31 protein-coding genes are annotated in these 24,245 nt (G+C 47.6%); 7 read left to right on the top strand and 24 right to left on the bottom strand.

The window, feature by feature from the left end:
• Positions 1-3: 3 nt before the first annotated feature.
• The 8 genes from xseA to accB all read right to left on the bottom strand — a co-directional run bounded on the left by xseA (position 4) and on the right by accB (position 6,294).
• The gene (gene xseA / locus PBN151_RS04670) at positions 4-1,359 is read right to left on the bottom strand and encodes an exodeoxyribonuclease VII large subunit (RefSeq protein ID WP_072727894.1); all 1,356 of its coding nucleotides are present in this window, start codon (positions 1,357-1,359) and stop codon (positions 4-6) included.
• A gap of 42 nt (positions 1,360-1,401) precedes the next feature.
• The gene (gene folD / locus PBN151_RS04665; RefSeq protein ID WP_021261775.1) at positions 1,402-2,271 is read right to left on the bottom strand and encodes a bifunctional methylenetetrahydrofolate dehydrogenase/methenyltetrahydrofolate cyclohydrolase FolD; all 870 of its coding nucleotides are present in this window, start codon (positions 2,269-2,271) and stop codon (positions 1,402-1,404) included.
• 53 nt (positions 2,272-2,324) lie between these two features.
• Entirely contained in the window at positions 2,325-2,801 is a 477-nt protein-coding gene (gene nusB / locus PBN151_RS04660) for a transcription antitermination factor NusB (RefSeq protein WP_072727893.1), read from the bottom strand.
• Positions 2,802-3,031: 230 nt separating this feature from the next.
• Entirely contained in the window at positions 3,032-3,262 is a 231-nt protein-coding gene (locus PBN151_RS04655; protein WP_021252980.1) for a DUF2273 domain-containing protein, read from the bottom strand.
• Positions 3,263-3,277: 15 nt separating this feature from the next.
• The gene (amaP, locus tag PBN151_RS04650; protein WP_072727892.1) at positions 3,278-3,817 is read right to left on the bottom strand and encodes an alkaline shock response membrane anchor protein AmaP; all 540 of its coding nucleotides are present in this window, start codon (positions 3,815-3,817) and stop codon (positions 3,278-3,280) included.
• Between the two features lie 67 nt (positions 3,818-3,884).
• Entirely contained in the window at positions 3,885-4,295 is a 411-nt protein-coding gene (locus PBN151_RS04645) for an Asp23/Gls24 family envelope stress response protein (protein ID WP_021252982.1), read from the bottom strand.
• Between the two features lie 106 nt (positions 4,296-4,401).
• Complete coding sequence (gene accC, locus PBN151_RS04640; protein WP_021252983.1) at positions 4,402-5,745, bottom strand: acetyl-CoA carboxylase biotin carboxylase subunit; 1,344 nt, start codon at positions 5,743-5,745, stop codon at positions 4,402-4,404.
• A gap of 48 nt (positions 5,746-5,793) precedes the next feature.
• The gene (gene accB, locus PBN151_RS04635; protein ID WP_028533131.1) at positions 5,794-6,294 is read right to left on the bottom strand and encodes an acetyl-CoA carboxylase biotin carboxyl carrier protein; all 501 of its coding nucleotides are present in this window, start codon (positions 6,292-6,294) and stop codon (positions 5,794-5,796) included.
• Between the two features lie 65 nt (positions 6,295-6,359).
• Here accB and PBN151_RS32235 point away from each other — a divergent pair, with 65 nt between their 5' ends.
• The gene (locus PBN151_RS32235) at positions 6,360-6,488 is read left to right on the top strand and encodes a hypothetical protein (protein WP_265332073.1); all 129 of its coding nucleotides are present in this window, start codon (positions 6,360-6,362) and stop codon (positions 6,486-6,488) included.
• Between the two features lie 225 nt (positions 6,489-6,713).
• Here the strand turns inward: PBN151_RS32235 and PBN151_RS04630 are convergent, their stop codons facing one another.
• The 9 genes from PBN151_RS04630 to PBN151_RS04590 all read right to left on the bottom strand — a co-directional run bounded on the left by PBN151_RS04630 (position 6,714) and on the right by PBN151_RS04590 (position 13,027).
• Positions 6,714-7,466, bottom strand: coding sequence for a SpoIIIAH-like family protein (locus PBN151_RS04630; RefSeq protein WP_021252985.1), 753 nt, complete (start codon positions 7,464-7,466; stop codon positions 6,714-6,716).
• A 46-nt stretch (positions 7,467-7,512) separates the two neighbouring features.
• Positions 7,513-8,181, bottom strand: a complete 669-nt coding sequence (spoIIIAG, locus tag PBN151_RS04625; protein WP_072727891.1) for a stage III sporulation protein AG — start codon at positions 8,179-8,181, stop codon at positions 7,513-7,515.
• A gap of 130 nt (positions 8,182-8,311) precedes the next feature.
• A complete protein-coding gene (gene spoIIIAF / locus PBN151_RS04620; RefSeq protein WP_072727890.1) occupies positions 8,312-9,127 on the bottom strand; it encodes a stage III sporulation protein AF in 816 nt (271 codons plus the stop codon).
• A gap of 28 nt (positions 9,128-9,155) precedes the next feature.
• Positions 9,156-10,433 carry a stage III sporulation protein AE gene (gene spoIIIAE / locus PBN151_RS04615; protein ID WP_072727889.1) on the bottom strand — a complete coding sequence of 426 codons (1,278 nt, stop codon included), beginning with the start codon at positions 10,431-10,433 and terminating at the stop codon, positions 9,156-9,158.
• 22 nt (positions 10,434-10,455) lie between these two features.
• Positions 10,456-10,845 carry a stage III sporulation protein AD gene (spoIIIAD, locus tag PBN151_RS04610; protein ID WP_021252989.1) on the bottom strand — a complete coding sequence of 130 codons (390 nt, stop codon included), beginning with the start codon at positions 10,843-10,845 and terminating at the stop codon, positions 10,456-10,458.
• A 32-nt stretch (positions 10,846-10,877) separates the two neighbouring features.
• Complete coding sequence (gene spoIIIAC, locus PBN151_RS04605) at positions 10,878-11,081, bottom strand: stage III sporulation protein AC (RefSeq protein ID WP_005546700.1); 204 nt, start codon at positions 11,079-11,081, stop codon at positions 10,878-10,880.
• A gap of 11 nt (positions 11,082-11,092) precedes the next feature.
• Positions 11,093-11,626 (bottom strand): stage III sporulation protein SpoIIIAB, encoded by a 534-nt coding sequence (spoIIIAB, locus tag PBN151_RS04600; protein ID WP_227774393.1) that lies wholly within the window; start codon positions 11,624-11,626, stop codon positions 11,093-11,095.
• Positions 11,610-12,617 (bottom strand): stage III sporulation protein AA, encoded by a 1,008-nt coding sequence (gene spoIIIAA, locus PBN151_RS04595; protein ID WP_072727887.1) that lies wholly within the window; start codon positions 12,615-12,617, stop codon positions 11,610-11,612. The genes spoIIIAB and spoIIIAA overlap by 17 nt, the downstream gene beginning before the upstream one ends.
• A gap of 140 nt (positions 12,618-12,757) precedes the next feature.
• Positions 12,758-13,027, bottom strand: a complete 270-nt coding sequence (locus PBN151_RS04590; protein WP_021261786.1) for a YqhV family protein — start codon at positions 13,025-13,027, stop codon at positions 12,758-12,760.
• Between the two features lie 24 nt (positions 13,028-13,051).
• Between PBN151_RS04590 and PBN151_RS30990 the strand changes: the two genes are divergently transcribed.
• The 4 genes from PBN151_RS30990 (at position 13,052) to PBN151_RS04575 (ending at position 15,461) form a co-directional block, all read left to right on the top strand.
• Positions 13,052-13,192, top strand: coding sequence for a hypothetical protein (locus PBN151_RS30990; RefSeq protein ID WP_175560604.1), 141 nt, complete (start codon positions 13,052-13,054; stop codon positions 13,190-13,192).
• A 76-nt stretch (positions 13,193-13,268) separates the two neighbouring features.
• Positions 13,269-14,090, top strand: coding sequence for a phosphosulfolactate synthase (gene comA / locus PBN151_RS04585; protein WP_072727886.1), 822 nt, complete (start codon positions 13,269-13,271; stop codon positions 14,088-14,090).
• 51 nt (positions 14,091-14,141) lie between these two features.
• The gene (locus PBN151_RS04580) at positions 14,142-14,870 is read left to right on the top strand and encodes a 2-phosphosulfolactate phosphatase (RefSeq protein ID WP_072727885.1); all 729 of its coding nucleotides are present in this window, start codon (positions 14,142-14,144) and stop codon (positions 14,868-14,870) included.
• 129 nt (positions 14,871-14,999) lie between these two features.
• Complete coding sequence (locus tag PBN151_RS04575) at positions 15,000-15,461, top strand: DUF441 domain-containing protein (protein ID WP_021252995.1); 462 nt, start codon at positions 15,000-15,002, stop codon at positions 15,459-15,461.
• Between the two features lie 17 nt (positions 15,462-15,478).
• Here the strand turns inward: PBN151_RS04575 and PBN151_RS04570 are convergent, their stop codons facing one another.
• From PBN151_RS04570 to PBN151_RS04550, 5 genes are all read right to left on the bottom strand, one after another.
• Positions 15,479-16,732 (bottom strand): aspartate kinase, encoded by a 1,254-nt coding sequence (locus PBN151_RS04570; protein WP_021252996.1) that lies wholly within the window; start codon positions 16,730-16,732, stop codon positions 15,479-15,481.
• Between the two features lie 149 nt (positions 16,733-16,881).
• On the bottom strand, positions 16,882-17,439 hold the full coding sequence (gene efp / locus PBN151_RS04565; protein ID WP_021252997.1) for an elongation factor P: 558 nt from the start codon (positions 17,437-17,439) through the stop codon (positions 16,882-16,884).
• Positions 17,440-17,540: 101 nt separating this feature from the next.
• A complete protein-coding gene (locus PBN151_RS04560) occupies positions 17,541-18,617 on the bottom strand; it encodes a M24 family metallopeptidase (RefSeq protein WP_021252998.1) in 1,077 nt (358 codons plus the stop codon).
• A 33-nt stretch (positions 18,618-18,650) separates the two neighbouring features.
• Entirely contained in the window at positions 18,651-19,115 is a 465-nt protein-coding gene (aroQ, locus tag PBN151_RS04555; protein ID WP_072727884.1) for a type II 3-dehydroquinate dehydratase, read from the bottom strand.
• 116 nt (positions 19,116-19,231) lie between these two features.
• The gene (locus PBN151_RS04550) at positions 19,232-19,912 is read right to left on the bottom strand and encodes a YqhR family membrane protein (RefSeq protein ID WP_072727883.1); all 681 of its coding nucleotides are present in this window, start codon (positions 19,910-19,912) and stop codon (positions 19,232-19,234) included.
• 255 nt (positions 19,913-20,167) lie between these two features.
• On the opposite strand from PBN151_RS04550, the gene PBN151_RS04545 reads away from it, so the two are divergent.
• Entirely contained in the window at positions 20,168-21,058 is an 891-nt protein-coding gene (locus PBN151_RS04545; RefSeq protein WP_051249871.1) for a DUF1385 domain-containing protein, read from the top strand.
• 38 nt (positions 21,059-21,096) lie between these two features.
• Positions 21,097-21,405 (top strand): hypothetical protein, encoded by a 309-nt coding sequence (locus PBN151_RS04540; protein ID WP_028533133.1) that lies wholly within the window; start codon positions 21,097-21,099, stop codon positions 21,403-21,405.
• A gap of 49 nt (positions 21,406-21,454) precedes the next feature.
• On the opposite strand, the gene PBN151_RS04535 is transcribed toward PBN151_RS04540, so the two are convergent.
• Positions 21,455-22,432: a patatin-like phospholipase family protein gene (locus tag PBN151_RS04535; protein WP_072727882.1), complete on the bottom strand. Its 978-nt coding sequence runs from the start codon at positions 22,430-22,432 to the stop codon at positions 21,455-21,457.
• A 103-nt stretch (positions 22,433-22,535) separates the two neighbouring features.
• Complete coding sequence (locus PBN151_RS04530; RefSeq protein WP_227774390.1) at positions 22,536-24,134, bottom strand: family 10 glycosylhydrolase; 1,599 nt, start codon at positions 24,132-24,134, stop codon at positions 22,536-22,538.
• Positions 24,135-24,245: the final 111 nt, after the last annotated feature.

Genomic DNA, 24,245 nt, shown 5'->3' with positions numbered 1-24,245 from the left:
GAGTTATTCACGCTCTCCTTTCATCGACCATACATGACAATCCAATTGGCCATCCGATAATTTCACCCGCACTACGTCTCCAAGCTGCACTTCTTCGATCGAGCGGATCAGCTTCGCCTCCTGTTCATCATACACAAGACTATACCCTCTTGACATAATCTTAAGTGGGCTAAGCGCGTCCAGCTGTCTAATCATCCCAGCTGCCTCCATCCGCTTCTGCTTCGTGATAGCAGCCATCGACTGAACGAGTTGATGCTGATTGCCATCCAACCGCTTGCGTGCAGCACGCACTTGATGTACTGGCGTCTGTTCACGCAATCGACCACGCAGTTCCTTCCATCGCTGTGAAGATTGGCCTTGGATCAACTGCAACCGGTACGTTAACTGCTCCTGCAGGCGCGCAACCTTATCCGCATGCTTCATCATTAACTGTTCAGGCTTGCGGAACACGGCAGATTGCTGTGCCCGAAGCAACCGTTCCTGGTTCTGATTCAAGAGACGATTCATTGCCGATTGCAGCCTGCGATTTACATGTGTAAGATGCTGCCTGAGCTCTTCCCTGTTCGCGACCGCTAATTCGGCCGCTGCCGTAGGTGTAGGAGCTCGAAGATCGGCTACGAAGTCCGAAATCGTAAAGTCAGTCTCATGTCCAACCGCTGAGATGATCGGGATCGTCGATGCAGCGATTGCTCGCGCAACCACTTCTTCATTGAATGCCCATAGTTCTTCTAGCGATCCTCCGCCGCGGCCCACAATCAGCACGTCCACCTCGCCGCTGCGGTTCATCGCCTCGATCGCCTGAGCAATCGATCCTGCCGCTTGTGTTCCTTGTACTAATACGGGGTATAGCAATACCGCAACACCGGGCTGACGGCGGCGCAGCGTAATGAGGATATCCCGTACAGCAGCACCTGTCGGCGAAGTAATGACGCCGATTGCAGCAGGATAACGCGGGATACTTCGCTTGCGTTCCTGCCCGAACAATCCCTCCGCGTTCAATCTCTCCTTCAACTGTTCGAAGGCCATGAACAGACTTCCAATTCCATCAGGCTGCATATGCAGCGCATAGAACTGGTATTGACCATCCCGTTCATACACCGTAATATTGCCGCGAGCAATGACCTTCGTTCCTTCCTTCGGACGAAAAGCCAGCTTTTGATTGTGCGAAGCAAACATAATCGTACGTATACGGCTATCAGAATCCTTCAATGTGAAATACATATGCCCGCTTGAATGATGTGTGAAGTTCGATATTTCTCCACGAAGCCATACATCCTGAAGCCTCGGATCGCCTTCCATCTTCATGCGGATGTAGCGGTTCACTTCTTTAATTGATAATATTCGTGCATCGTCGGACACATTGTCTGCCCCCTTTCGTTCCCAATGACAGACAGCGCACAACTATTCGTTGTGCGCAATGTGATGTATTCGTTTGGCGGCCTTGAGTGTATTGAACATGAGCATTGTAATTGTCATTGGTCCTACACCGCCTGGTACAGGTGTAATCGGGCCGCAAATTTCCTTCACGTCCTCAAAGTCAACATCTCCAGCCAGCTTACCGTTCTCAAGGCGGTTCATGCCCACATCGATAATGACTGCACCTGGCTTAATATAAGAACGATCCACGAAGTTAGCGCGACCAATCGCAACAACCAAAATGTCTGCCTGTTTTGTAATCTCCTTCATATTGACAGTCCGAGAATGGCACATCGTAACTGTTGCATTCTCACGTTGGAGAAGGAGAGATATTGGTTTGCCTACAATGTTGCTTCGCCCAATAACAACAGCGTGCTTGCCAGCAACGTCAATCTGGTTGCGTTTCAGCATTTCCATAATGCCTGCTGGCGTACAAGGCAATAAAGAGTCATCCCCGATGACCATATTACCGACACTGACAGGATGGAATCCATCCACATCCTTCTCAACGGCAATTGCATCGATGACAGCCTTCTCATCAATATGCTTCGGCAGCGGAAGCTGCACAAGAATTCCGTGAATGGAAGGTTCTTCATTCAAGCGATGAACAAGAGCCAGCAGCTCTTCCTGAGACGTATTTGCCGGAAGACGATGTACTTCCGAATTGAAGCCCAGCTCCAAGCATGTCTTATGCTTGCTGTTCACATATACTTGCGAAGCAGCGTCTTCACCAACGAGAACGACAGCCAGCCCTGGCTGTATCCCTTTGTCCTTCAGCCCAGCGGTCTCCGCCGTAATCTCCTCACGAATTGTACGAGATAATGCCTTACCATCCAATAAAGTTGCTGTTATCATTCTCTGCGCCTCCATCCGAATACTCGACATTGTCATCCAAGCTGAACTTACTTCTATTCTTCTGTTGTCTCTTCCTTTGCAGCTTCCGTAGTAGAAGCTCCGTCCATATCACGCATCATCTGCCCTAGAACTCCATTGACGAATTTTCCGGACTCGTCCGTACCAAAGTGCTTCGCCAAATTGATGGCCTCATTGATCGCTACTTTAGGAGGGACATCATCGCGATATTTCATTTCGTACGTAGCCAGACGAAGGATCTGTCTATCCACTCTGGACAAACGCTCAACGTGCCACCCTTTCAAATAACGTGCCAGAAACTCGTCGATCTCAACGTGATGCTCCCATGTAGCTCGTACCCATTCCAATACATGAGCATGCATGGCTTCCGCATGCTCATGCTTAACACCTATTTCATTGTCTTGTGCAGATTCTTGCACAATCATAGCAACAGCCTGATGTGGCGTTACCTCTGTCATTTCAAGCTGATACAAACTTTGAATAGCCATTTCTCTGGCGATGCGTCTTTTCATGATTTATCCTCCTGCATGTAAAGCATCCGACATGTCGAATTCGTATTCCTTCAATTCACTAGCGCATGCACTCTACTGTTCATTAAGGCAATTGCCAACGTTACTACGATCTTAAGCACTTCGATGCATCTACTTACGATTTATTTGTGAAAAAAATCCTATGAAGCTCCCCGATTCCCTTCCGTCGGCCAGAACCGGCGGTCAAGCAGTCGTTCGGAGCGTCCATAGGACTACTTCAACCTTCTCCAACGTTCAGACATCCACATTCCAATTCGCTGAAATGGGAACAAGGGGCCTAATTTCAGATCCCGCTGTCTGCCGATTGCAAATCCGATGAATACAAGAAGTGCAAAAAATAGCATATCCCAAAAACCAACAATTAGATACAAGATGCCAAAAAAAATGCCCGCCGTGACGCCAAGTAGACGTCCGCCGTGACTCTCCCATATTTCCTTCCACATCGGACAGCTCACCACCTATTCAACGCGCGCTTTAAAGGTTTGCGTCTGCACAATATTTGCAACGTATACCGAAACGTAAGAAACCGGTATTCCGGTAATTTCCTGCACATAATCGCGAACCTGGCGTTGAACATCCTCCGTCATGCTTTGTATCGCCGTCTCCCCGTCCACAACGGTGCGAATCGTGATATCGAGCCCTGATTCATTGGTGCGGATTCGTGCCTTTAAGTCCTTAACACCACGGACGCGCGACGCTGCCTTCAACGCTACGTTCTCGATCGTTTCTATCGATATCTTAATATCACCAATATCGGTGCGTTGATCAATCGATGACATTGACTTCCGCTCACGACGGATAGAAACGTAAACGAAGCGGACGCTAAGCAATAAAATAACGGCCGCAACCGATATTACTGTTGTTTGCAGCCATAGAGGCTGAGTTGGATCAAGCCGCTCGGGAATGAAGCCTAGTGCAGCTAAAATGGCTGCTACCGATAACGAACCAATGACCAAACTATACACAAACAACAACAGTCTGTCTACAATTCTGCTCACGCTTGACGATCCTCCTCATGGAATGGCAGTAAACCCCCTGCCACCAGGAGGGGGTTTACTGCCATCATTATTTCACTCGCGTAGATACTTCCGTTTCTTCCGGTTTCTCTTGCGATTTAAAATGCACGTCATGCACATGCACGTTCACTTCAACAACATGAAGACCTGTCATCATCTCAATGGAGCGCTTTACGTTCTGCTGAATCTCATCAGCAATCACAGGAATGCGACGACCATATTCTACGATGATGTTCACATCTACTGCAGCTTCACGTTGTCCAACTTCAACCTTAACGCCTTTGGACAAGTTCTTACGGCCAAGTAATTCAGCAATACCGCCTGCAAAGCCACCGCTCATACCCGCTACACCTTCTACTTCAATAGTAGCTAGACCAGCGATCACTGCAATCACGTCAGGAGCAATCTGAATATTGCCAAGATCAGTACGCTCAAATTCCGGAATAATCGTCTGATTCATCCGTTACACACTCCTCATTATTTTTTGAAAAGAGGCAGTTCTTGTCCGTCATAATCATAACTATAGCATTTGTCTATTTTTATGACAAATTACTCATGATGACGTTCTAGACTTCATGCTCTTCCAGGAACTTAATATCGAAATCCCCTTGCTCGAACTTCGGATGCCGCAGCAACCGTTGATGGAACGGAATTGTTGTATGAATACCTTCTATCGCGAACTCCGCAAGTGCACGCTTCATACGTTCAATCGCTTGTTCGCGAGTAGGAGCCCACACGATCAGCTTCGCAATCATGGAATCATAGTGTGGAGAAATCACACAACCTGGATATGCTGCGCTATCCACACGTACACCCGCTCCTCCCGGAGGCAAATAGAATTGAATTTGCCCTGCGGAAGGCATAAAGTTGCGATCAGGGTCTTCTGCGTTAACACGGCACTCAATCGCCCATCCATTAAGCTGAACATCCTCTTGTCGGAACGATAATGGATTGCCTTCCGCTACATGGATCATCTCTTGAATAAGGTCAATTCCAGTTATCATCTCGGTAACAGGATGTTCAACCTGAATACGAGTATTCATCTCCATGAAGTAGAAATTGCCGTCTGGACCGAACAGAAACTCCAAAGTACCTGCACCCGAGTAGTCAACAGCGAGTGCTGCGCGTACAGCTGCCTCGCCCATCTTCATACGAATATCTGGCGTCAGCACTGGACAAGGAGCTTCCTCAACCAGCTTCTGACGTCTGCGCTGCACGGAGCAGTCACGTTCGCCTAGATAAGCTGCATTACCATGCTTGTCTGCGATAATTTGGATTTCAACATGCTTCATGCCCGTCAAATACTTCTCCAAATAAACGCCGGCATTACCGAAGGCTCTCTCCGCTTCCTGTTGTGCTGTCGTAATTTGCTTGACCAGCATCTCTTCATCATCCGCAATTCGGATCCCTTTGCCACCGCCGCCGGCAGTTGCCTTAATGATGACAGGATAACCGATATCGCGTGCGATCATAAGAGCTTCTTCGATATTCTCAACGAGACCGTCGGAACCAGGAATGACAGGAACTCCTGCATCCTTCATCGTCTGCTTCGCTACAGCCTTGTCTCCCATACGCTCAATCGCATCGGAAGAAGGACCAATGAATGTAATGCCGCATGACTCGCAAATATCAGCAAAGTCAGCATTCTCCGCCAAAAAACCATAGCCAGGATGTACTGCATCACATTCTGTCAATGTAGCAACACTCATTATATTCGTAAAGTTCAAGTAACTGTCCTTGGAAGATGTAGGGCCAATACAGTACGCTTCATCTGCAAGTCGTACATGAAGTGAATCACGATCGGCTTCCGAGTAGACTGCAACCGTTGCAATTCCAAGTTCTCGGCAAGCACGAATGATACGAACAGCGATTTCACCACGGTTAGCAATTAGAATCTTCTGAAATTTCAATGTTTTAAACCTCCTTGGCTTTACATCTGTTCGGGATGATAGCATCCACTAATCCAGCTTCACCAAGAATAAAGGCTGGCCGAACTCAACCAACTGGCCATTTTCTACAAGAATCTCAACAATTTCGCCTTTGACTTCAGCTAAGAGTTCATTCATCAGCTTCATCGCTTCCAAAATACATACGACCGATTTCTCGTTAATTTTATCTCCCGTATTCACAAATGGAGGCGTGTCTGGTGAAGAAGCACGATAGAATGTACCTACCATCGGAGACACAATCTTATGCAATCCCGCCTGCTCCTTCGTGTCGGCAACAACATCTACTGCTGGCTGTGCAGGAGCTGTCTCAACTGCAGCTGCTGGCTGTGCAGGTACAGTTGGAACCGGGGTATATGTAGGCTGTGCAGGTGCTGGCTGAACACTAATGACTTCAGTCTTGCCGGGCTTGCGAATGGAAAGACGATAACCTTCGTTCTCGATTTCCAATTCCTGCACGGAAGTTTGGTCCAACAGCTTGATCAGTTCTTTGATTTCGCCAATCTTGAACAACATGTTTCACTCCTCGTGACAATTGATAAGTCTCTTATAGCAAGGTAGTTTCATACTGCAAATACATGTCCAAAAAGGGAGCGGTATTCCGCAACAGAGATCCGCAAGGACGCTCAGCGCATGCTGTCTATGCAGAATATAATACCGAATCTGTTCAGCAGTGCGCACAAGTAGCTGTTAAGCTGCATGCATAGCAGAGTGCCGTGTTGCCGCAGAAGAAATGACATATTCGATGCGACAATCCTTGTGATTTGAATGCTAGATTCCATGCTGAGAGACCTTCCGTTGCTTTCTCAAAAATAAGCTGTCTTTTTGAACAACCTTCAAAAAAGGACAATCTACAGACGTTAGTATTATAACATAATCGTTCCAAATGGAAAGAGCCCAGTTTGCAACTGGGCTAGATTCGAGTACATTCGCTATTCACTGACATATTCTACAACAATCTTATCTTGTGTCACATTCAAGTCCTTCATGACTTTATCTACTATTTCAACAGCATCTTTGGCTTCAAGCTTATTGCTCTGCACAAGCACTTGATATTTATCATTATCCTGTGTGATGACTGCACTCTGATACTGCTTCTGCAGCTCCGTTTCCAGGTTTGATAATTTCGTCTCATGCTCTTCCAGCTTGCCCATTTCGTCATGGACTGCAGCAGTCTTCTCACTGCTGGTTGAGTTCAGGTCACTCATGAGTTTCTCCATCTCTTGCTGATACTTCTCTGCACGCTGCATTTGCAGTTCTTCAATAGAGCTCCGCTTCATAACACCTTCTGCTTCAACTTTGTCCAGCATCGCCTTCTCTTGGTCTTCCTTCGCAGCAGCGCTAGTCTCATTTCCAGCATTCTTGGCTTCATCGTCCTTGCCAGTGCTTGTCGCAGAAGGATTGGTCCCGTCACTCTTGCTGCTGTTCTCCTTAGCTTCGGATGCAGCGTCTTTGCCATTGACGCTTGGATCAGCACCATGCCCTGTAGATACCTCAGTGACTTTGATTTCTGGCAATTGCCCAACTTCTGTTGCATCACCTTTCAATGTCTGTTCTGAACGTACATTGTCTACCGTTTGCTTCGCTGGAGCTGTTGTGTCCTCCGTGAACAAATAATATGCGGACAATACGACCATCAAGCTCAGCATAGACACTAACCATATCGTCTGTCTTTTCGTATTCATTCTTCATTACCTCCTAATGTTCATTCAGTTTCTCGTTCAAGCTTACCTATTGAGCAATCTTGCGTGGAACGACCGATATCCGATAAGCCGGTACATTCAAGCCTTTCTCGACAGCATCGACGACCATCTTCTTCACCGTCGCATTCTCTGCCCCTTTCGCAACGACTATGACTCCCCGCACCTTCGGCTTAATGCGCTTTGTCACGATTGGAGCTTGATTTCCCGAGGATTCCAGCGTCACGATTTGACCATCGCGCGTATATTGGGTAGTGTGCCGCTTGCCGCCGTTCGAATCTGTCTCTTCGGTCTGCTGCTGATTGTCCTTGAAGTTGCGCTGAACAATCAGTTCCTCTGTAGAGTCGATCGTGACAAGCACATCAACTTGTCCGACGCCGACAATTCCCTCCAGAATGCCTTTGACGCGTGCTTCAAATGACTGCTCAATGGACTCGAATACATTCGATGAAGCCTTATCAGATGAATTCTTGGTTTCCATCGAGTCAAAGGCCCCGACAGCCGGCGGCTCTTTGTCTGCGCTGCCTTTGCCCCCGAACCACCCTCCGCCGCTTCCCTGAGGCTGGAACGAGCCGAACAATATGAGCGCTGCGCCGACAAGACCGAGCAGGAGCAGCCAGCGGAACGAACGGACGCGCTTGGAATCGTTGCTGCCTTTTCCGATCCACGTTTCAATCTGCTGCAACCATTTCGCCAACATGATCGACTCCTTCGTTATCGAATGGACTTGTCTTACTTGTCCTATTTCACCTATATGCTCCCGTATATAAAATATGCTTGTTTTTTCATGATTTTCACCTGCTTGAGCGCATGACCAAAGGATGGCTGTCCTACAGCTTTGGTTCAGCTCGTTTCCACTCCACCTTGATTTGCTCCGCGTTCACAATCCAAGAGGTCATCAGTGAGCGTATCGCTTGACTCGTAACCTTGCTGCGATACTGTTCGACCTCTTCCCCCAGCTGTTCAGTGTATCCTGCTACTGGGATTTCCTTCGATCGCTGAGACTCCCCCGTCTCCTGGCCCTCTTGTCCAATCAAGCCTGATTGAATCTGTACTTGATGAACCGGCTTCACAGCCTCCACTGTGCCGTCAGTTTTAACGAAATCTATAGAATCGGTTTCGCTCACAGCAGCCTGTCCGGCAGAAAGAGCAAGCTCTATCCGTTCAATGATTGGTTCCCCCTTCGCATTGCGGGTAAGCTTGACTTGCAACTGCTCCACTTGTACCTGTTCCTCCGAGATGTTCCTCTTCGTACCGTTGGCATTTTGAACACTGTGACGAAAGGCAAGCGCAAGCTGTTCCTTCATCTGACTGCCAATTTCCGCTTCTGCAAGCCGCAGCGCACTGCCTTCCTGCTCACGGGCTAGCAACTCTCCTTGTCTTCGGATTTCGTTTACGCTCGTTGACTGATTTCGCTCTGCGGTTAACGTGGATGACAACGTAGAGCTCCATTCGCTTGCTAATTGATCTGCCAGTCTTGCATCGAACAGCTTAAGGACAGGTGATAATAAGGTTAGTAAAATAATTAAGCTAAGCATTAGCTTGACGTATCGCTGCATCGAGCGATTGGGCAGAAGCAGATCAATGAACGTTGCCAGTAAAATTATCATGATGATCTCTTTCATCCATTGACTTAACCAGCTCATTTCGTTCACTCCATTTCATCCGCGCGGCCTAGCGCATCATAACCGTCACATTCCCTGCCGTAATGAGAATCGTAATTGCTAGAAAGAACATGAGACCGACCGCAGCTAGAGCCGCAAACACATAGATCATGCTCTTGCCGATCGTCTTCAGGCACCCAAGCACAGGGGAATCTCCTAACGGCTGCATAATGGCTGCCGAGGCGTTATAGATTAATGCAAGCGTCAATATTTTGATTGCCGGGAAGGCACATAAAAACAGCAAAATAATGACACCTGACAACCCAACCGCATTTTTTACGAGCAGCGATGCCGAAATGACGGTATCCGTTGCATCTGAGAATGCGCGTCCAATTACAGGAACGAAATTGCCGGTTATATACTTGGCTGTTCGAATAGATACCCCATCAGTGACTGAGCTCGTAGCTCCTTGCACGGAGATCACGCCCAGAAAGATCGTTAACAGAACACCTAGCAATCCCACACTGATGCTCCGCATCAAGTTCGCCAGTTGAGTCACCTTGTATTTGTCAGATATGGAACTGACAATATGCAGAATTGCTGAGAAGAATAAAAGCGGAAATACACCGACATAGATCAGTGTTCCGACCAAATGAACCATAAAGATGATGAGCGGATGCATGACTGTAACGGTCACAACATTCCCCATTGAAGCCAGCAGGGTTAGAAGCAAGGGCACCATCGCCATCATAAAGTTAATCATGCTTGATATTGCTTCCTTGGCGAAGCCGATTGCGATCTGGAAGCTGTTAATAGCCAGAATAATGATGACCATGTAAGAAATCGTGTAGGCAATTTTGCTGACTGTGTTGCGCTCGAAGGCGGTCTGCAGCGTTTCCAGCACCATGCTGAATACGACGAGTATGACAATCGTGACAATTAACTTGCCGTTCATAAACACTTCTTGCAGCATAAATTTCCCGATAGCCTTGAACACATTGCTGACTGTCAGCTTCTCACCGCCAGGAAGCAGCAAATCAACAAAATCTGGCATGGCATCTTTAGGAAAGTAGCCCCCATACTTGACGAGCAGATCATTCCAGTAGCGCTCCACTTCGCTCGTCTGTAATCGCTTCGTCTGCTGCTCGATCCATGCTTCTGTTGCGGCGGGTCTTGCGGGCGCTTCTTCTTGCAGCTGCTGCGGCTGTGTCACCTGCTTGTCTCCTATCGCAGGAGCAGCGAATGCCGTACCCACACTAGCGAACAACACGCACAGCAGCAACAGGAGCCATACCCGCTTCCTATAGACCATGTTCCAATGCCGTTCTTGCAATTGAATTCGGTTCATTCGCACTCCACCTTACCTCACGTTAAGCAGGAAGAAGCTTCATTACAGTCTCGATAATGACGCTTATGATCGGGATAGCCAGTACCATAATCAGCACCTTCCCGGCAAGTTCAATCTTAGATGCAATCCCATCCTGTCCTGCATCCCGAACAATTTGAGCGCCGAACTCCGCGATGTAGGCGATGCCAATCATTTTCAATATCGTCTTCAAATAAATGGGCTGAATTCCCGAGCGATCGGCCAAGTCCTCCAGCACTTGAATGACGACTTCGATCTTCCCAATCAAGAATAGAAAAATGGCGATTCCAGCAAAGGTTGAAATGATAAACGCAAACATCGGCTTCTGCTCTTTGACAACCAATACTAGAATGGTCGCCAAAAGTCCGAGTCCTACAACTTGAATGATTTCCACGAAATCACCTGACCTGTATACCTACCGTTATTTTATTGAAACAAGAAGATGGTTTTAATCTCTTGGAATAAGTGATCCAGCAAGCGAACGACCATGAACAAGACCACAACAAAGCCGATGACCGTCACCCAATGAGCCATATCTTCCTTTCCCATTTGCTTCAGCACGGTGTGAATCATCGCGATGATAATACCGATTCCGGCAATTTGAAAAATGGCGCTGACATCTACATTCATCTTCTGGCACCTCAATACATCAAAATTACAACGAGCAAACCAGCTAGCACACCAAGACTGCGAGTCATTTTGCCATAGCGGCTATGATCTTCCCGAGCGCTCCACTCCTCTTGCTCCAGCTGCTTAATCGCAAGCTTGATATGCTTGCTCTGATCCTCTCGATCACTAATTCCAAGCGTAAACCCAAGTTCCTTAATAATTCGGAGGTCTTCCTTCGTTAGCGAGGTATTGCTGCCATATCGTTCCCACGCTTGCTCCCAAGCTTCCCTTGCCGTAAATGATTGTGCTGCGGAATGTTCCATTGCTTGTGATGCGCTGAGGAATATATCGCGCAGTACAGGGGGCATTTGCTGTGCAATATCGTGAAATGCTGCCGATAGCGGGGTGTGCCCGTATATTATTGCGGTTTCCAATCGAGCCAGTGCATGGTGCAGCAGCCGAAGCTGCTTCGGTCTCGCCGCATATGCAGCTGCTTGTACCCACCCTATCCCCGCCGTAGCCGCAACGAGAATTGCTGCTCCTAGCAATTTATACGTGGTACCCACCTCCTCCCTGCACATTCGCTACGATGCTGGACTGAAGTGCTCGCAGCTTGCCGTCGTACACCTTCCTCTGCCACTGTCTAGCTGTCCTCCGCAGCGTAACAACCCGAGTAAATCCCCCTCCATCAAGCAAGGATGCCATTCCAGGACGTCGAATCACATCCTCTGCGTCCGATCCATGAACAGATGCGATCATCCTTACGCCAGCATGTATGGCCTCTCGCATCGCCTCGTAATCTTCTTCTCTTCCGAATTCATCCACAACAAGCACATCGGGAGACATAGAACGAATAAACATCATTAATCCTTCTGCCTTCGGGCACCCATCTATAACATCTGTTCGATAGCCAAGATGGTAACTAGGCACTCCCTTCGTACAACCGGCAATTTCAGAACGCTCATCTACAATGCCTACCTTAAGCGCCTTCCAGAGTGCCTGAGGATGATTCCAGCAGCCAGAGGAGATAGCCCGAGCCATATCTCGCAGCAGGGTTGTCTTCCCATGCTGTGGAGGGGATACGACAAGTGTGCTATGGATTGTCCGATGCTTGAAATCAAGCAGTTGTGGAATAATGTCGTCGGCTATGCCCATTACTTCTCGGGCAATACGCAAGTTGAAGCCCGTTATATCCCGAAGATGGCTAACCCTTCCTTGCGTCAGCACAGTCCGACCCGCTAGTCCAATTCGATGTCCACCAGCTACCGTAATGAACCCACGCCGAAGCTCTTCCTCCATCGTATACAGCGAATGATTCGTTACATAGTCAAGCAATTGAAGGCTATCTTCGCGGTTGGGACGATAGGCTGTATCAGGCTTATCAGTCAATGTGCCTTCCCTAGTCACAAAATAAAATTCCCCCGCTGCACTGACTTCTAGCGGGCGCTCTTGTCGGATTCTCACTTCTTCCAATTCACCTAAGATGCGTTCAGGCAAGTGCAGCAAGATAGAACGAAGCGCGGGAGGCAGCACCGCTGACCAGCTGTATACATTCATCTCTCCCATCCTCCTTGGGTCATCCTCATTATTTTAAGGGAAATAAGGTGCTACCTTGTGTATCCCATATGTATGACCCTTGTCCGGCAAATATGCACCTCGGTGGGACTAGTACCGATTGATCCCTATACCCCCGTCCACTACTTCTTCAAAATGCCGATAAGCAAGCATGTAACACCAGCAACAATCCAGGCAATCTTCGTCCAGTTCAACTTGTCTGCTATGCCTATCAGCCCAATTGTGGTCGTTGTAATAAGCACGAGCGGCCCTACAAGAGCGAGCAATGAATTAACGGCAAGCGCCTTCTCGGTATCATTTACTTTCAACATAATGAGGGCTACAGCAATCTCCAGAGATCCAGACAGAATGCGAAGTCCCGCCATACTCGCGACGAATTTATCAATCGTCACCGTTCTCCCCTCCTGTACACAATCATGAATTGGAAACATCAAGCGATCCAAGTGAACGCAGCCTGTACAATACGCATATTGACACATTGTATGCAGGACAAGACTTGTTTAGAGCAGCAGATCGCGAGAATCTGGCAGATAGACGCTGCTCATGCAGGCAACTAGGCACCTGTCAGGTGAGGTATGCATATATTGACCTCATAGTGTGACTATCTTCATGAGATGAGGGAGATTGTAAACCATGAGCTTCACTGACAACCAAGTTGGCTGTTGGCCGAGTCGATTAATTGATCCAAGCGGAATACGTACTGCGAAGCCGCGTACCACGGGAATGACGATGGTCATGGACAAAGGAATGGGAATGAGCGAATTTACGGATATGCTGGAGCTCGCTCACGAGCACATCGACGTCATTAAGCTGGGGTTTGGAACCTCTGCCGTTACGCCTCTTTCTCTGCTTAGCACCAAGCTGGAAGCCGCAGCACGTCATGATGTTATTGTCATTCCTGGAGGTACGTTTTTAGAAATTGCTGTCGCGCAAGGCATGGTGGATGCTTTTTTTCATATGATGAGAGTGACTGGTTTTACGGGAGTTGAGGTGTCGGACGGCACAATCACATTAACCCGCAAGGAGCGGAATGCGCTCATCCGCCGCGCTAGCGAGGAAGGACTGCTTGTTTGTACAGAGTATGGCAAGAAGGATAATTCAACACCATTTGTTCTCTCCGATATCGTAGAGACCTTTACAGAAGATCTTGCTCACGGAGCCGAATGGATGACACTTGAGGGAAGAGAATCTGGTGTGGGGGTTGGCGTGTATGATTGCAGCGGCAGTTGTGATACTTCATTGGTCAATCGTATTGTCTCCGCAGTGCATACGCCTAACCGACTGATGTGGGAAGCTCCACACAAGGAGCAGCAGGTTGAAATCTTGCGAACAGTTGGTTTGCAGGCGAATATCGGCAACGTATCCCCACATGACATTATTGCCTTCGAAGCACTCCGCAGAGGACTGCGTTCAGATACAATGAGCGCCATGGTTCAATCTCAATACATGATCTAATTGTTCGATACACGTAACCAGAAATATAAAAAAAAAGGGGGGGGAACCAACATGCATATCGATGTCATTCTTAGCGTAAACGAGGCACGAGCAATAGATTTGACACATCGCACGGTGATTGTCATCGACGTACTTCGTGCAACAAGCACGATCATCACTGCCCTTCATTATGGCGCTTCCGGCGTCATTCCCGTTGAGACGGTATCCCAAGCCAAACAAATTGCCAAAGATGAGGATGTATTAGCTGGGGAACGCTACTGCAAGAAAATATCAGGATTCGACGCAGGGAACTCCCCTTATGAATACATGTCGAACAGCATAGAAGGCAAGCGAATCGTGCTAACAACTTCAAATGGTACGCGTGCCATCCAGAAAGCATTGAAAGCAGACTATATATTAGCCGGAGCAATCATTAATGCGCAAGCTACTGCACATGCTGCATGCAAACTGCGCAAGGATGTGGCATTGCTCTGTTCAGGCGCACAAGATGAATTCGCCTTCGAGGACGGCCTATGCGCCGGACTTATAATTGCGGAGCTGCAGCGCTGTATGGGTAATGCAAACGAACTAACCATGAATGATGTCGGATATACCGTTCACAGCTCCTATCAGTATTATGCGAATCGCATTCCAGAAGCGCTTCAACAATGTTCGGGCGGCAAGAAACTATGCAAGCTTGGCTTCGCAAAAGATGTAGAGTTCTGTGCAACGGTCAATACGTATTCACTCGTCCCCATTCTTACAGACAACCACACGATGAAGCCGTTTATATCATCATAAACGTCACAATTACGAGCAAGGCGCCAGACGGTCTATGTTCTAAAGCAGAGGGGCTTGTTCATACATTGAAAATGACTACAGCATATCAGCACGATGGTATGAACAACTCTCTCTTGAGGAGCATGATACATGAATGGTGAATTTGTACTCGTTACGCTCATACTCATAGGTCTCGTTAGCCGATCTCCAATTATTACGACTGCCGCATGTATTTTGCTAATCGTTAAGCTTGTCCATTTAGAGCGCTATCTTCCCACCATTGAACGTCGGGGATTGGAGTTCGGATTATTATTTCTTACCATTGCCGTGCTTGTTCCCTTTGCGGCAGAGCGAATCACTACCCACGATCTATGGTCAGCCCTATCTTCCTGGCCGGGTATGATGGCACTTGCGGGCGGTGCTATTGCCACCTCTATGAATGGCAAGGGACTGGAGCTATTAAAAAACGATCCGCAAATGATTGTCGGCCTAGTGGCTGGGTCAATCATCGGGATCGTTCTACTGCGCGGCATTCCGGTAGGGCCATTAATGGCCGCCGGTATAACCGCACTATTATTGCAAATAAGCAGGTGGATTATTGATAAGTTCTAAAATATGCAGTCCATCCATTATCTACGGTCTTGAGGACCGCCTACGAATGCTGTTTCCATTGTGTCCAAGCCATAGCCTGTATGAAGAGCTCGGATAATATCATGCAGGTTATCAGCTGCCACAACACAGGAAACTTTAATTTCAGAGGTGCTCACCATTTTAATGCTGACTCCCGTCCGGGAGATGATGTCGAACATTTTAGCAGCAACACCCGGATGGCTAACCATACCAGCCCCTACGATCGAAATTTTCACCAAATCTCGCTCCGATGTAACTTCACGGTATGGAACCTCACCGCGAATGTTCTCAATAACGGATACTGCTCGCTCACAATCAGCAAGTGCTGTCGTGAAGGAGAAGTCTGCCTCACCGTTTAATACACCGCTCTGTACAATAATATCTACATCTATATGTTCATTTGCAAGCGCTCCGAATACCTTCGCCAATACTCCCGGCAAATCAGCGACGCCCAAAATGCTAATACGCGCTACATTCTTATCATATGCGATGCCACTAACGACTACACCCTGTTCCATTGTAGCTTCCTCCTTCACGATTGTCCCCTCATTGTAGTTAAAGCTGGATCGAACAACAAGACACACTGAATTGTGCTTGGCGTATTCTACTGCACGCGGGTGCAGTACGGCTGCCCCTAGGTGAGCCAGCTCCAGCATTTCGTCATAGGATATTTCCTTCAGCTTCCGGGCACAGTTTACGATTCGAGGATCTGTAGAGTATATGCCGTCAACATCCGTATAAATCTCACATACATCCGCCTGAATAGCAGCAGCCAGCGCAACGGCTGTCGTATCCGAGCCTCCACGGCCTAATGTTGTTATTTCTCCGACTTCCGACATCCCCTGGAATCCAGCCACAATTACAATCTGACCTTCCTGCAGTGCATTCTTCACCCGTTCAGACTGTATGTCGACAATACGTGCCCTGCCGTATGTACCGTCTGTTCGGAAACCAGCCTGCCATCCGGTCATAGACATCGCCTGGTGACCAAGCTGATGGATGGCCATGGATAACAGAGCTACCGAGATTTGCTCGCCTGTCGTGAGCAGCATATCCATTTCACGCGCAGGAGGATTCTCATTCAAGCTTTTCGATTGATCGATTAATTCGTCCGTCGTGTCTCCCATTGCTGATACAACAACAACACACTTGTGGCCTTCTTGTTTTTTTTCTACGATTCGTTTGGCAACCCGCTTCATTCTCTCAATATCTCCTACTGAGCTGCCTCCGAACTTCATGACGTATAGTGCCACACTGACTCACTCCCACCCTATGAACTAGAAATGCTTGCACTTTCTTTTAATAGCATATTATAGCACAATTTTACCAATGCGGTACGTTAAATTATAAAAGCCCCGAATGCACAGGGCACTCAGGGCTTATTAAAAATCTTATTCAATAATTAGGCACGAGAAATGTACTTGCCTTCGCGTGTATCGATAAGCAGTACATCGCCTTCGTTAATGAAGAGTGGCACTTGAACGTTCAAGCCAGTTTCCACTGTTGCGTTCTTCGTTGCACCTTGAGCCGTGTTGCCTTTAACCCCTGGCTCTGTCTCAACTACCTTAAGCTCAACGTTGTTCGGCATGTTGATACCAAGGATTTCACCTTTATAGCTTACGATGTTAACGATCATGTTGTCCTTCAAGAAGTTCAATTCCCATTCCAATTGGCTCTTGTCCAAGGAGAATTGGTCGTAGGACTCATTGTCCATGAATGTATACTCTTCACCACTGTTGTACAGGTATTGTACTTCGCGGTTATCGATTTGCGCACGGCCGATTGTTTCACCTGCACGGAACGTCTTCTCCGTAACGTTGCCGTTACGCAAGTTTTTCAATTTGGAGCGTACGAACGCAGCACCTTTACCTGGCTTAACGTGTTGGAAATCCAAGACTGTAAAGATATCTCCATCTACTTCTACCGTCAAACCTGTTTTAAAATCGTTTACTGAAATCACTCTAAATTCCCTCCTACATGCATGGCAACCCCGATTAACCGTAATGAAATGCGTTCGATGCTCAGTGTACCGGTTAGATATCTACTGAACTGCGCCCGTCACTACATGTCTAATACGAGCAGTTGTTTCGTTGATTGTGTTATTATTTCAATCCCGTCTTCCGTAATCACAATATCGTCTTCGATACGTACACCGCCGAATCCTGGAATATAGATACCAGGCTCCACCGTAACGGTCATACCGGGAGTTAACACCGTATCGCTTCCGAATGCCAATCTTGGATTTTCATGAACTTCCATACCCAAACCATGTCCGGTGCTGTGACCGAAATGGTCACCATATCCGTAACCCTTAATGATGTCACGAGTTAAGGCATCTGCCTCGCGTCCAGTCATCCCCGGACGAATATGTTGAATTGCATTCATCTGTGCTTCAAGAACAATGTTATAAATTTCATGATGCTTGTCAGTCGGCTTACCCAGTACTACCGTACGTGTAATGTCTGAGCAATACCCATTATACAAAGCACCGAAGTCAAGCTTAATGAACTCGTTGCCTTGGATGATGCGATCACTTGCAACACCATGCGGCAATGCGGATCGTTCGCCAGATGCAACAATCGTATCGAAGGAGCTCGATGTTGCTCCATTCTTACGCATGAAGAATTCCATCTCAAGCGCAATATCCTTCTCGGATACGCCTGGCTTGAGGAAGTTAAGAATGTGGCTGAATGTACGATCCGCAAGCTGAGCAGCATCGCGCATAATCGCCAATTCTCCCTCATCCTTAATCATGCGAAGATCTTCGATCAGCCCAGATACAGGTACAAGTTCGATGCCTTCGAGCTGTCCTTGATATCCTGTATAAGTTGCGAATGCGACGTGATCCTGTTCGAACCCTAGACGACTAATATGCATATCAGACAGAAGCTGCTTCAGCGTATCTGTCATCTTCGCGCCGTGTTCAACAACGTCATAATCAACAGCTTGCTGCGGCGCCTGTGTCATATAACGGAAATCCGTCAGCAGCACTGCGCGGTCTTGCGTAATCAGCACATAGCCGGATGAACCTGTAAATCCTGTCATGTAACGACGGTTCACCGCACTTGTGATGAACATGGCTTCCAAGCCTTTCATCCCCATTGCTTCTCTTAAACGAGTCAAACGTGATTGGCTCATCTTCTCATCATCTCCCGACTTTGCATTGTTCCGTCACCCTTGAGATTGACCTTCTGCCCGTTGTGAGGACACATACTGATGCAGTGCAGACAATCCCAACTCATAGCTTAATGCTCCGAATCCCGCAATTTGTCCTACCACTACAGGAGCGGTTACAGACACATGCCGGAACTCTTCCCGCTTATGTATGTTGGACATATGAACTTCCACTGTCGGAATGCGAACTGCACTTAATGCATCTCGCAATGCATAGCTGTAATGCGTAAGTGCTCCCGGATTAATGACAATACCGTCGCATGTCCCATATGCCTCATGGATACGGTCTATGAGCGCTCCTTCATGATTGCTCTGGTAGCATTCCATTGAAACGCCCCAAGATGCAGCCATCTCTGTAAGCCGTGCTTCAATCGCAGCCAACGATTCGCTCCCGTAGACACCAGGCTCGCGAATGCCGAGCATATTCAAGTTCGGTCCGTTCAATAACAAGTAACAAGCCATGATGATTCCACCTCTCAAGCGTACCGTCAACAGACGAATCCTCACGTATTTTAACATACGATGCAGAAAATGAGAAGCGTCAATACAGCAAACCCCGCATGACATCGCGCATTTAGCTACATGATCGGTTTAGGCTTGCGTCGCTCTGGGTATTCATGCGCCTCTTCCCCAGAATCACTTCTTGCTGCTGAATGAACAACTCCTTCGCTGGGTACACGGTCAGGCCCTCTATTTCCTGACTTCCCAGATCCCTGTCCTCCACCGCTGGCATAGCCCGATCCCCCCTTCATTTTGAGACGCTCTGCCTCATCGGGTTCACGCTCCTGTTCATTATTGAACTCCGTTGCTACCGTATAGCCGATGAATAATCCCCAGACAAGCATGATACATGATTCTGTCCATATCGTGTTCCATGTTGTCCTCCATACTGGATGCACGAGACCAAGCATAGGCCCGGGTGCAACATATAATAGAACCCACCATACTATCCCATATAGAATTCCAGGGTACGGACCAGGTACTTTCCGTAGGAAAAGTGTATATAGTATGGAAGCTGCGATTGAAAATAAAATGAATGCGCCCCATCCTACTAGCTGGCCTTGGGTAGTGATCAAATATTTATGCGGGTAAAAAGGTTCCGCAATCATCCCAGGGATCACCGAAGTAAAGTGGAAAGTATACGCGAGCCAGCGTATCCCGCCCCATATCAGCCCGGCAAAAAAACCGATTTGCACAGAAAACGATAATGGGTCAGTAGGATTCTTCTTACGCTCCGCCCTTGCTTGCCTTTCATTCATTGCCATTCCTCCCAATTGTGATCATCTCAACGTGTATGTAGTATGCTCCAACCTAGGCGGATTACAATCATGGTGTGGAAAACGCCAGCAAAATTCGCTACAATAAAATTATTATTATTTCAAAATCGTGAAGTGCCTCTTACTTGAGGCACCTTCGGTACACACGCAAAGCGGAATGCATTCAAGATGGGGATGGTGAAGTAATTGTCAGATCAGAAATCCATTTACGGTGGACAGGCCGTAATTGAAGGCGTAATGTTCGGCGGCAAGCACGTCAATGTGACGGCTGTCCGTCGCAAAGATAAATCCATTACGTTCTACGAAGTACCAAAGAAAGATAAAGCATGGGTTGCCAAGCTAAAAAGAATCCCGCTGCTCCGAGGGATTGTTGGCATATTCGATGCCAGTGCTAAGGGATATCAGCACTTAAACTACGCTGCAGAGAAATACGCAGAGGATGAAGAAGGAATTGAAGCTGCTGAGGCAGGCAAAGACTCCAAATGGAACCTTGCGATGATCGTCGGGGTAGCGGTAGTCGGAATTTTATCGCTTATCTTTAGTAAAATTATTTTCACAACCGTTCCAGTTGTCATTGAAGAACTCATTTTCGGGTCGGCCTTCAATAATATCGTGATCCATACTGTCGTTGAAGGCGTCATTAAAATTGCGTTCCTTCTCGGGTATTTGTGGCTAATTTCCAAGACTCCTATTGTCAAGCGTCTGTTCCAATATCATGGCGCTGAGCATAAGGTAATTACCGCATATGAAGCCGGCGTAGATCTAACGGTACAGAACGTACAGAAGTTCAGCACGCTGCATTATCGCTGCGGCAGTAGTTTTATTATTTTGTCCGTCATCGTTGGAGTCGTTATTTACTCCTTTATCCCATATGATAATTTATGGGAACGCATTTATCCAAGGCTCCTGTTGATTCCGGTCGTCATGGGCGTATCCTACGAGTTCCTGCGATTAACGAATGCCCTGCGGAATGTGCCTGTGCTTCGCTGGCTTGGGTATCCTGGACTGTGGCTGCAACTGCTCACAACGAAGGAACCTACAGATGATCAGGTGGAAGTGTCGATTGCTTCCTTCAATCGCATGTGTGAGCTTGATCGCGAATTACAGCCTAAACAGGCTGTATCCTAATTCTACATCAATACTATGACAAGAAGGGAATGATGACGATGGCTCGACTGCCGCGATGGTTTATGCTCCTCATGGCTGTGTTGGTTGGAATCGGAATCGTTAGCAGCTTCACTCGAGATCCTATATCCATTCTAATTCCCGTCGCCATCATTGCCGTTGTATTCCTCGTCTATCGATTTGGGCCGAAGAAGAGCGTCAAGGTGAAGGTCTCACCTCGTACGGAGGCGAAGCTGAAAGCAGCACGTGCGTCTCAAGCTAAGAAGCGCATACGACCTCGATCACAAGCAAAACTTACGGTCATTGAGGGCAACAAGGCTAAGGATGAGAACAGACAACAGACTAAATAAAGAAAACAGCGCGAAGATGAGTTTCCTTCATCCAAGCGCTGTTTTTTGGTTATATCTTCGTCTTCCCGCAACAAAGCACCTTATACATCTTCTCATAAGCGTCCCTCGTCCACTGTTCGAAGAAGGCGTTACCCGCTTTCTCGCCTGACTCATATAATGCCATGCTCTGCTCAACGGTTAAATCAAAGTCAGTTGTTCCGATACCCAGTGTAGGGATCTTGATCGTACGGAAGCGGTTCTGCTTATCGATATAGCGCTGGTCATGTGCCGAGATCATGGTGGATACCATGGCCTGAAGCATCGTGATGAGACCCGTAATCTGATGGGGCTGGCCAGACTGATTTCCTACCATTTGAAAACCGATCGTTGGAATCAGACGATTCGATCGCGGGTCAACCTCGTCATCGAATAGCCATAGCGGGAAATTGGAGAGCATCCCACCATCCACAATATAGGAGAATTGATCAGCAAACTTCTTCGTTCGACCATTCTTCACCTCGAATGGGGCTCGTAATATCACCGGATCGAAGAAGTAAGGAATGCTTGTGCTCATCCGTATTGCCTTGCTCACGTGAAATGATGCTGGGTCTATCCCGTAGTTCGCAATGTCGTCAGGGAGAACCATCAGCCTCCCATTCGTAATATCCGAGGCAATGATTCTTAGCTGTTCCTTCTTCAAATCCCCAAACGTGCGAATCCCTTTCTTCAACAGGCAATCATGCACCCATTTCTCCAGTGCTACACCTGAATATAGCCCCTTTTTCCACATCAGCCGCATGGCTGGCCCTATCCATTTAATCTGGAAAATTGGAGCACGCTGTAAGAAGGATGAGAAAGGCATTTCTAATATGAGCCGCTCCATCTCTTCGGCAGTATAGCCAGCGGCAAGAAATGAGGCTACAATCGAACCCGATGAAGTGCCTGCGACACGGTTGAATGTCATCCCGTGCTGCTCGGCTGAATGGACTGCACCAACTAACGATATCCCCTTGACTCCCCCGCCTTCGAATACCGCATTGATACGCACGGGATACCCCTCCTCGCACACATACTGCTTCTTCTTGTATGTATGCTCATGCAGGAGAGGATATGAATGTATGAAAGGTATAATTTCTGATTATGGCTTTCTTCTATTTTTCCTCGTAATACTGTTGAAGTTTATCGGATACCTGCTTCGTATTTCTTACCAGATCAGCAGCGCTGAAGAATATACTGCCCGCTACCGCATCAATTCGCGAATTGAACTCCAACTGCTTAATGAGTACATCTGCACTGTTCCAGTCCGTTTCATTTGCATCCGCAAGCTTATAGGCAGCGTGTCCAATAAATAGTTCCACCCCAGTGCCTGCCGTTTCTTTGACCCACCAATTCACTAACGTGTCGTAGGACGCAGCCTTGTGGCCGATGTGCCAATACACTTGAGGTGCAATATAATCGATCCAATGATTCTTGATCCATGTTCTTGTATCTGCATACAGATTGTCATAGCTGCTAAGTCCCGCCTTCGTTGCTGATCCGGTTGGATCTGCGCTGGAGTTGCGCCATACTCCGAACGGACTTATACCAAATTGTACATTCGGCTTCGCCGACTTAATCTGCTTGTACAGGGATTCAACGAACTCATTCACATTATTTCTACGCCAATCTCCCTTGTTATTGAACACCTTGTTGTAGCGTTCATATGTATCATTATCCTTAAATGATTCCTTGTCTTCGCCATATGGATAGAAGTAATCGTCCAGATGCACGCCATCGATATCATAGTTATTGACAACTTCCATGATGGAATCAAGCACAAACTGACGAGCTTCTGGGACGCCTGGATTATAGATAAGCTTGTTCTGGTGCTTTACAACCCAGTCTGGATGCTCCTTCGCGGGATGACCATTAACCAGCTTGGATACATCTCCTTGTACACTTACACGGTAAGGGTTAAACCATGCATGGAACTGCATGCCGCGCTTATGTGTCTCTTCTACCATGAATTTCAATGGGTCATATCCTGGATCCTTGCCTTGCGTTCCTGTCAGCCATTCCGACCAAGGAAGCAGCTTCGAAGGATAGAAGGCATCTGAAGTTGGGCGCACCTGCACGAATACAGCGTTGATTCCTGCCTTTTGGAGCTTGTCCAGCATGCTTGTATACTGCTGCTTCTGACGTTCCGCATTGAAGCCTGACTTCTTCGGATCCTGCGGCCAATCAATATTGTAGACGGTCGATATCCACGTTCCTCTCATCGATTCCGCATGGATCGCTTCGCCATCTTCAGGGGCTGCTTCGCCACCCTCAGAGACAATTGTTATAATACGCTCTCGCTGATTCCAGTCCACCTTCAATCCAACACTTTCACTGATGAAGCGAAGCGGAACCATCGTTCGTCCACCACGCATGGAGGCAGATACGTCAAGCTGCACATGTTGCCCATCCACTTCCGCATTGCTGTCGCCAATTGTCAAGCGAATGGTATGTCCATCCTTCTGGAACTCAACCTGGCGATTCGCCTGATCCCAACCTACAGTTGCACCAGTAGCTTCCCCTACTGCTCGGAATGGCAGCATCGTCACATTCTTGCCTGGCACCAAATAAGGAGCTACATCCGTTTGAAGCTGCTTATTGTTCATCAATATTCGAATGTCATTGCTGGCCGCATTCCCCATCTGCGGCATAAGTGTACTTAGCATAACAGCAGCAAATGTGCCGAGAAGTACTTTTTTCGCGTGATTCATCATTCTTTTTTCCATCTCCCTTGTCCATGTTGAACGAGAAAATGAGTCAATATCATTTCCCCTCAACTATTAGACGCAAAAAATAAAACATCTGTTTCGCAAAAAACAGATGTT

Source organism: Paenibacillus sp. NAIST15-1 (genome assembly GCF_001894745.1).
Lineage (GTDB): Bacteria > Bacillota > Bacilli > Paenibacillales > Paenibacillaceae > Paenibacillus_B > Paenibacillus_B suaedae.
This window is presented reverse-complemented; position numbering and strand designations above follow the sequence as displayed.

What these genes read in the sequence shown, in the direction of transcription:
- spoIIIAC (WP_005546700.1), bottom strand. Translation starts at nt 11,081, where the DNA reads ATGAATGTAGATGTCAGCGCCATTTTTCAAATTGCCGGAATCGGTATT.
- spoIIIAG (WP_072727891.1), bottom strand. Translation starts at nt 8,181, where the DNA reads ATGTTGGCGAAATGGTTGCAGCAGATTGAAACGTGGATCGGAAAAGGC.
- comA (WP_072727886.1), top strand. Translation starts at nt 13,269, where the DNA reads ATGAGCTTCACTGACAACCAAGTTGGCTGTTGGCCGAGTCGATTAATT.
- PBN151_RS04530 (WP_227774390.1), bottom strand. Translation starts at nt 24,134, where the DNA reads ATGATGAATCACGCGAAAAAAGTACTTCTCGGCACATTTGCTGCTGTT.
- spoIIIAA (WP_072727887.1), bottom strand. Translation starts at nt 12,617, where the DNA reads ATGAATGTATACAGCTGGTCAGCGGTGCTGCCTCCCGCGCTTCGTTCT.
- nusB (WP_072727893.1), bottom strand. Translation starts at nt 2,801, where the DNA reads ATGAAAAGACGCATCGCCAGAGAAATGGCTATTCAAAGTTTGTATCAG.
- aroQ (WP_072727884.1), bottom strand. Translation starts at nt 19,115, where the DNA reads ATGGCTTGTTACTTGTTATTGAACGGACCGAACTTGAATATGCTCGGC.
- PBN151_RS04630 (WP_021252985.1), bottom strand. Translation starts at nt 7,466, where the DNA reads ATGAATACGAAAAGACAGACGATATGGTTAGTGTCTATGCTGAGCTTG.
- PBN151_RS04645 (WP_021252982.1), bottom strand. Translation starts at nt 4,295, where the DNA reads ATGAATCAGACGATTATTCCGGAATTTGAGCGTACTGATCTTGGCAAT.
- PBN151_RS04560 (WP_021252998.1), bottom strand. Translation starts at nt 18,617, where the DNA reads ATGAGCCAATCACGTTTGACTCGTTTAAGAGAAGCAATGGGGATGAAA.
- PBN151_RS04540 (WP_028533133.1), top strand. Translation starts at nt 21,097, where the DNA reads ATGGCTCGACTGCCGCGATGGTTTATGCTCCTCATGGCTGTGTTGGTT.
- spoIIIAF (WP_072727890.1), bottom strand. Translation starts at nt 9,127, where the DNA reads ATGAGCTGGTTAAGTCAATGGATGAAAGAGATCATCATGATAATTTTA.
- PBN151_RS30990 (WP_175560604.1), top strand. Translation starts at nt 13,052, where the DNA reads ATGAATTGGAAACATCAAGCGATCCAAGTGAACGCAGCCTGTACAATA.
- folD (WP_021261775.1), bottom strand. Translation starts at nt 2,271, where the DNA reads ATGATAACAGCAACTTTATTGGATGGTAAGGCATTATCTCGTACAATT.
- PBN151_RS04545 (WP_051249871.1), top strand. Translation starts at nt 20,168, where the DNA reads ATGTTCGGCGGCAAGCACGTCAATGTGACGGCTGTCCGTCGCAAAGAT.
- PBN151_RS04550 (WP_072727883.1), bottom strand. Translation starts at nt 19,912, where the DNA reads ATGAATGAAAGGCAAGCAAGGGCGGAGCGTAAGAAGAATCCTACTGAC.
- PBN151_RS04575 (WP_021252995.1), top strand. Translation starts at nt 15,000, where the DNA reads ATGAATGGTGAATTTGTACTCGTTACGCTCATACTCATAGGTCTCGTT.
- PBN151_RS32235 (WP_265332073.1), top strand. Translation starts at nt 6,360, where the DNA reads ATGTCCAAAAAGGGAGCGGTATTCCGCAACAGAGATCCGCAAGGACGC.
- spoIIIAE (WP_072727889.1), bottom strand. Translation starts at nt 10,433, where the DNA reads ATGAACCGAATTCAATTGCAAGAACGGCATTGGAACATGGTCTATAGG.
- PBN151_RS04580 (WP_072727885.1), top strand. Translation starts at nt 14,142, where the DNA reads ATGCATATCGATGTCATTCTTAGCGTAAACGAGGCACGAGCAATAGAT.
- PBN151_RS04655 (WP_021252980.1), bottom strand. Translation starts at nt 3,262, where the DNA reads ATGTGGAAGGAAATATGGGAGAGTCACGGCGGACGTCTACTTGGCGTC.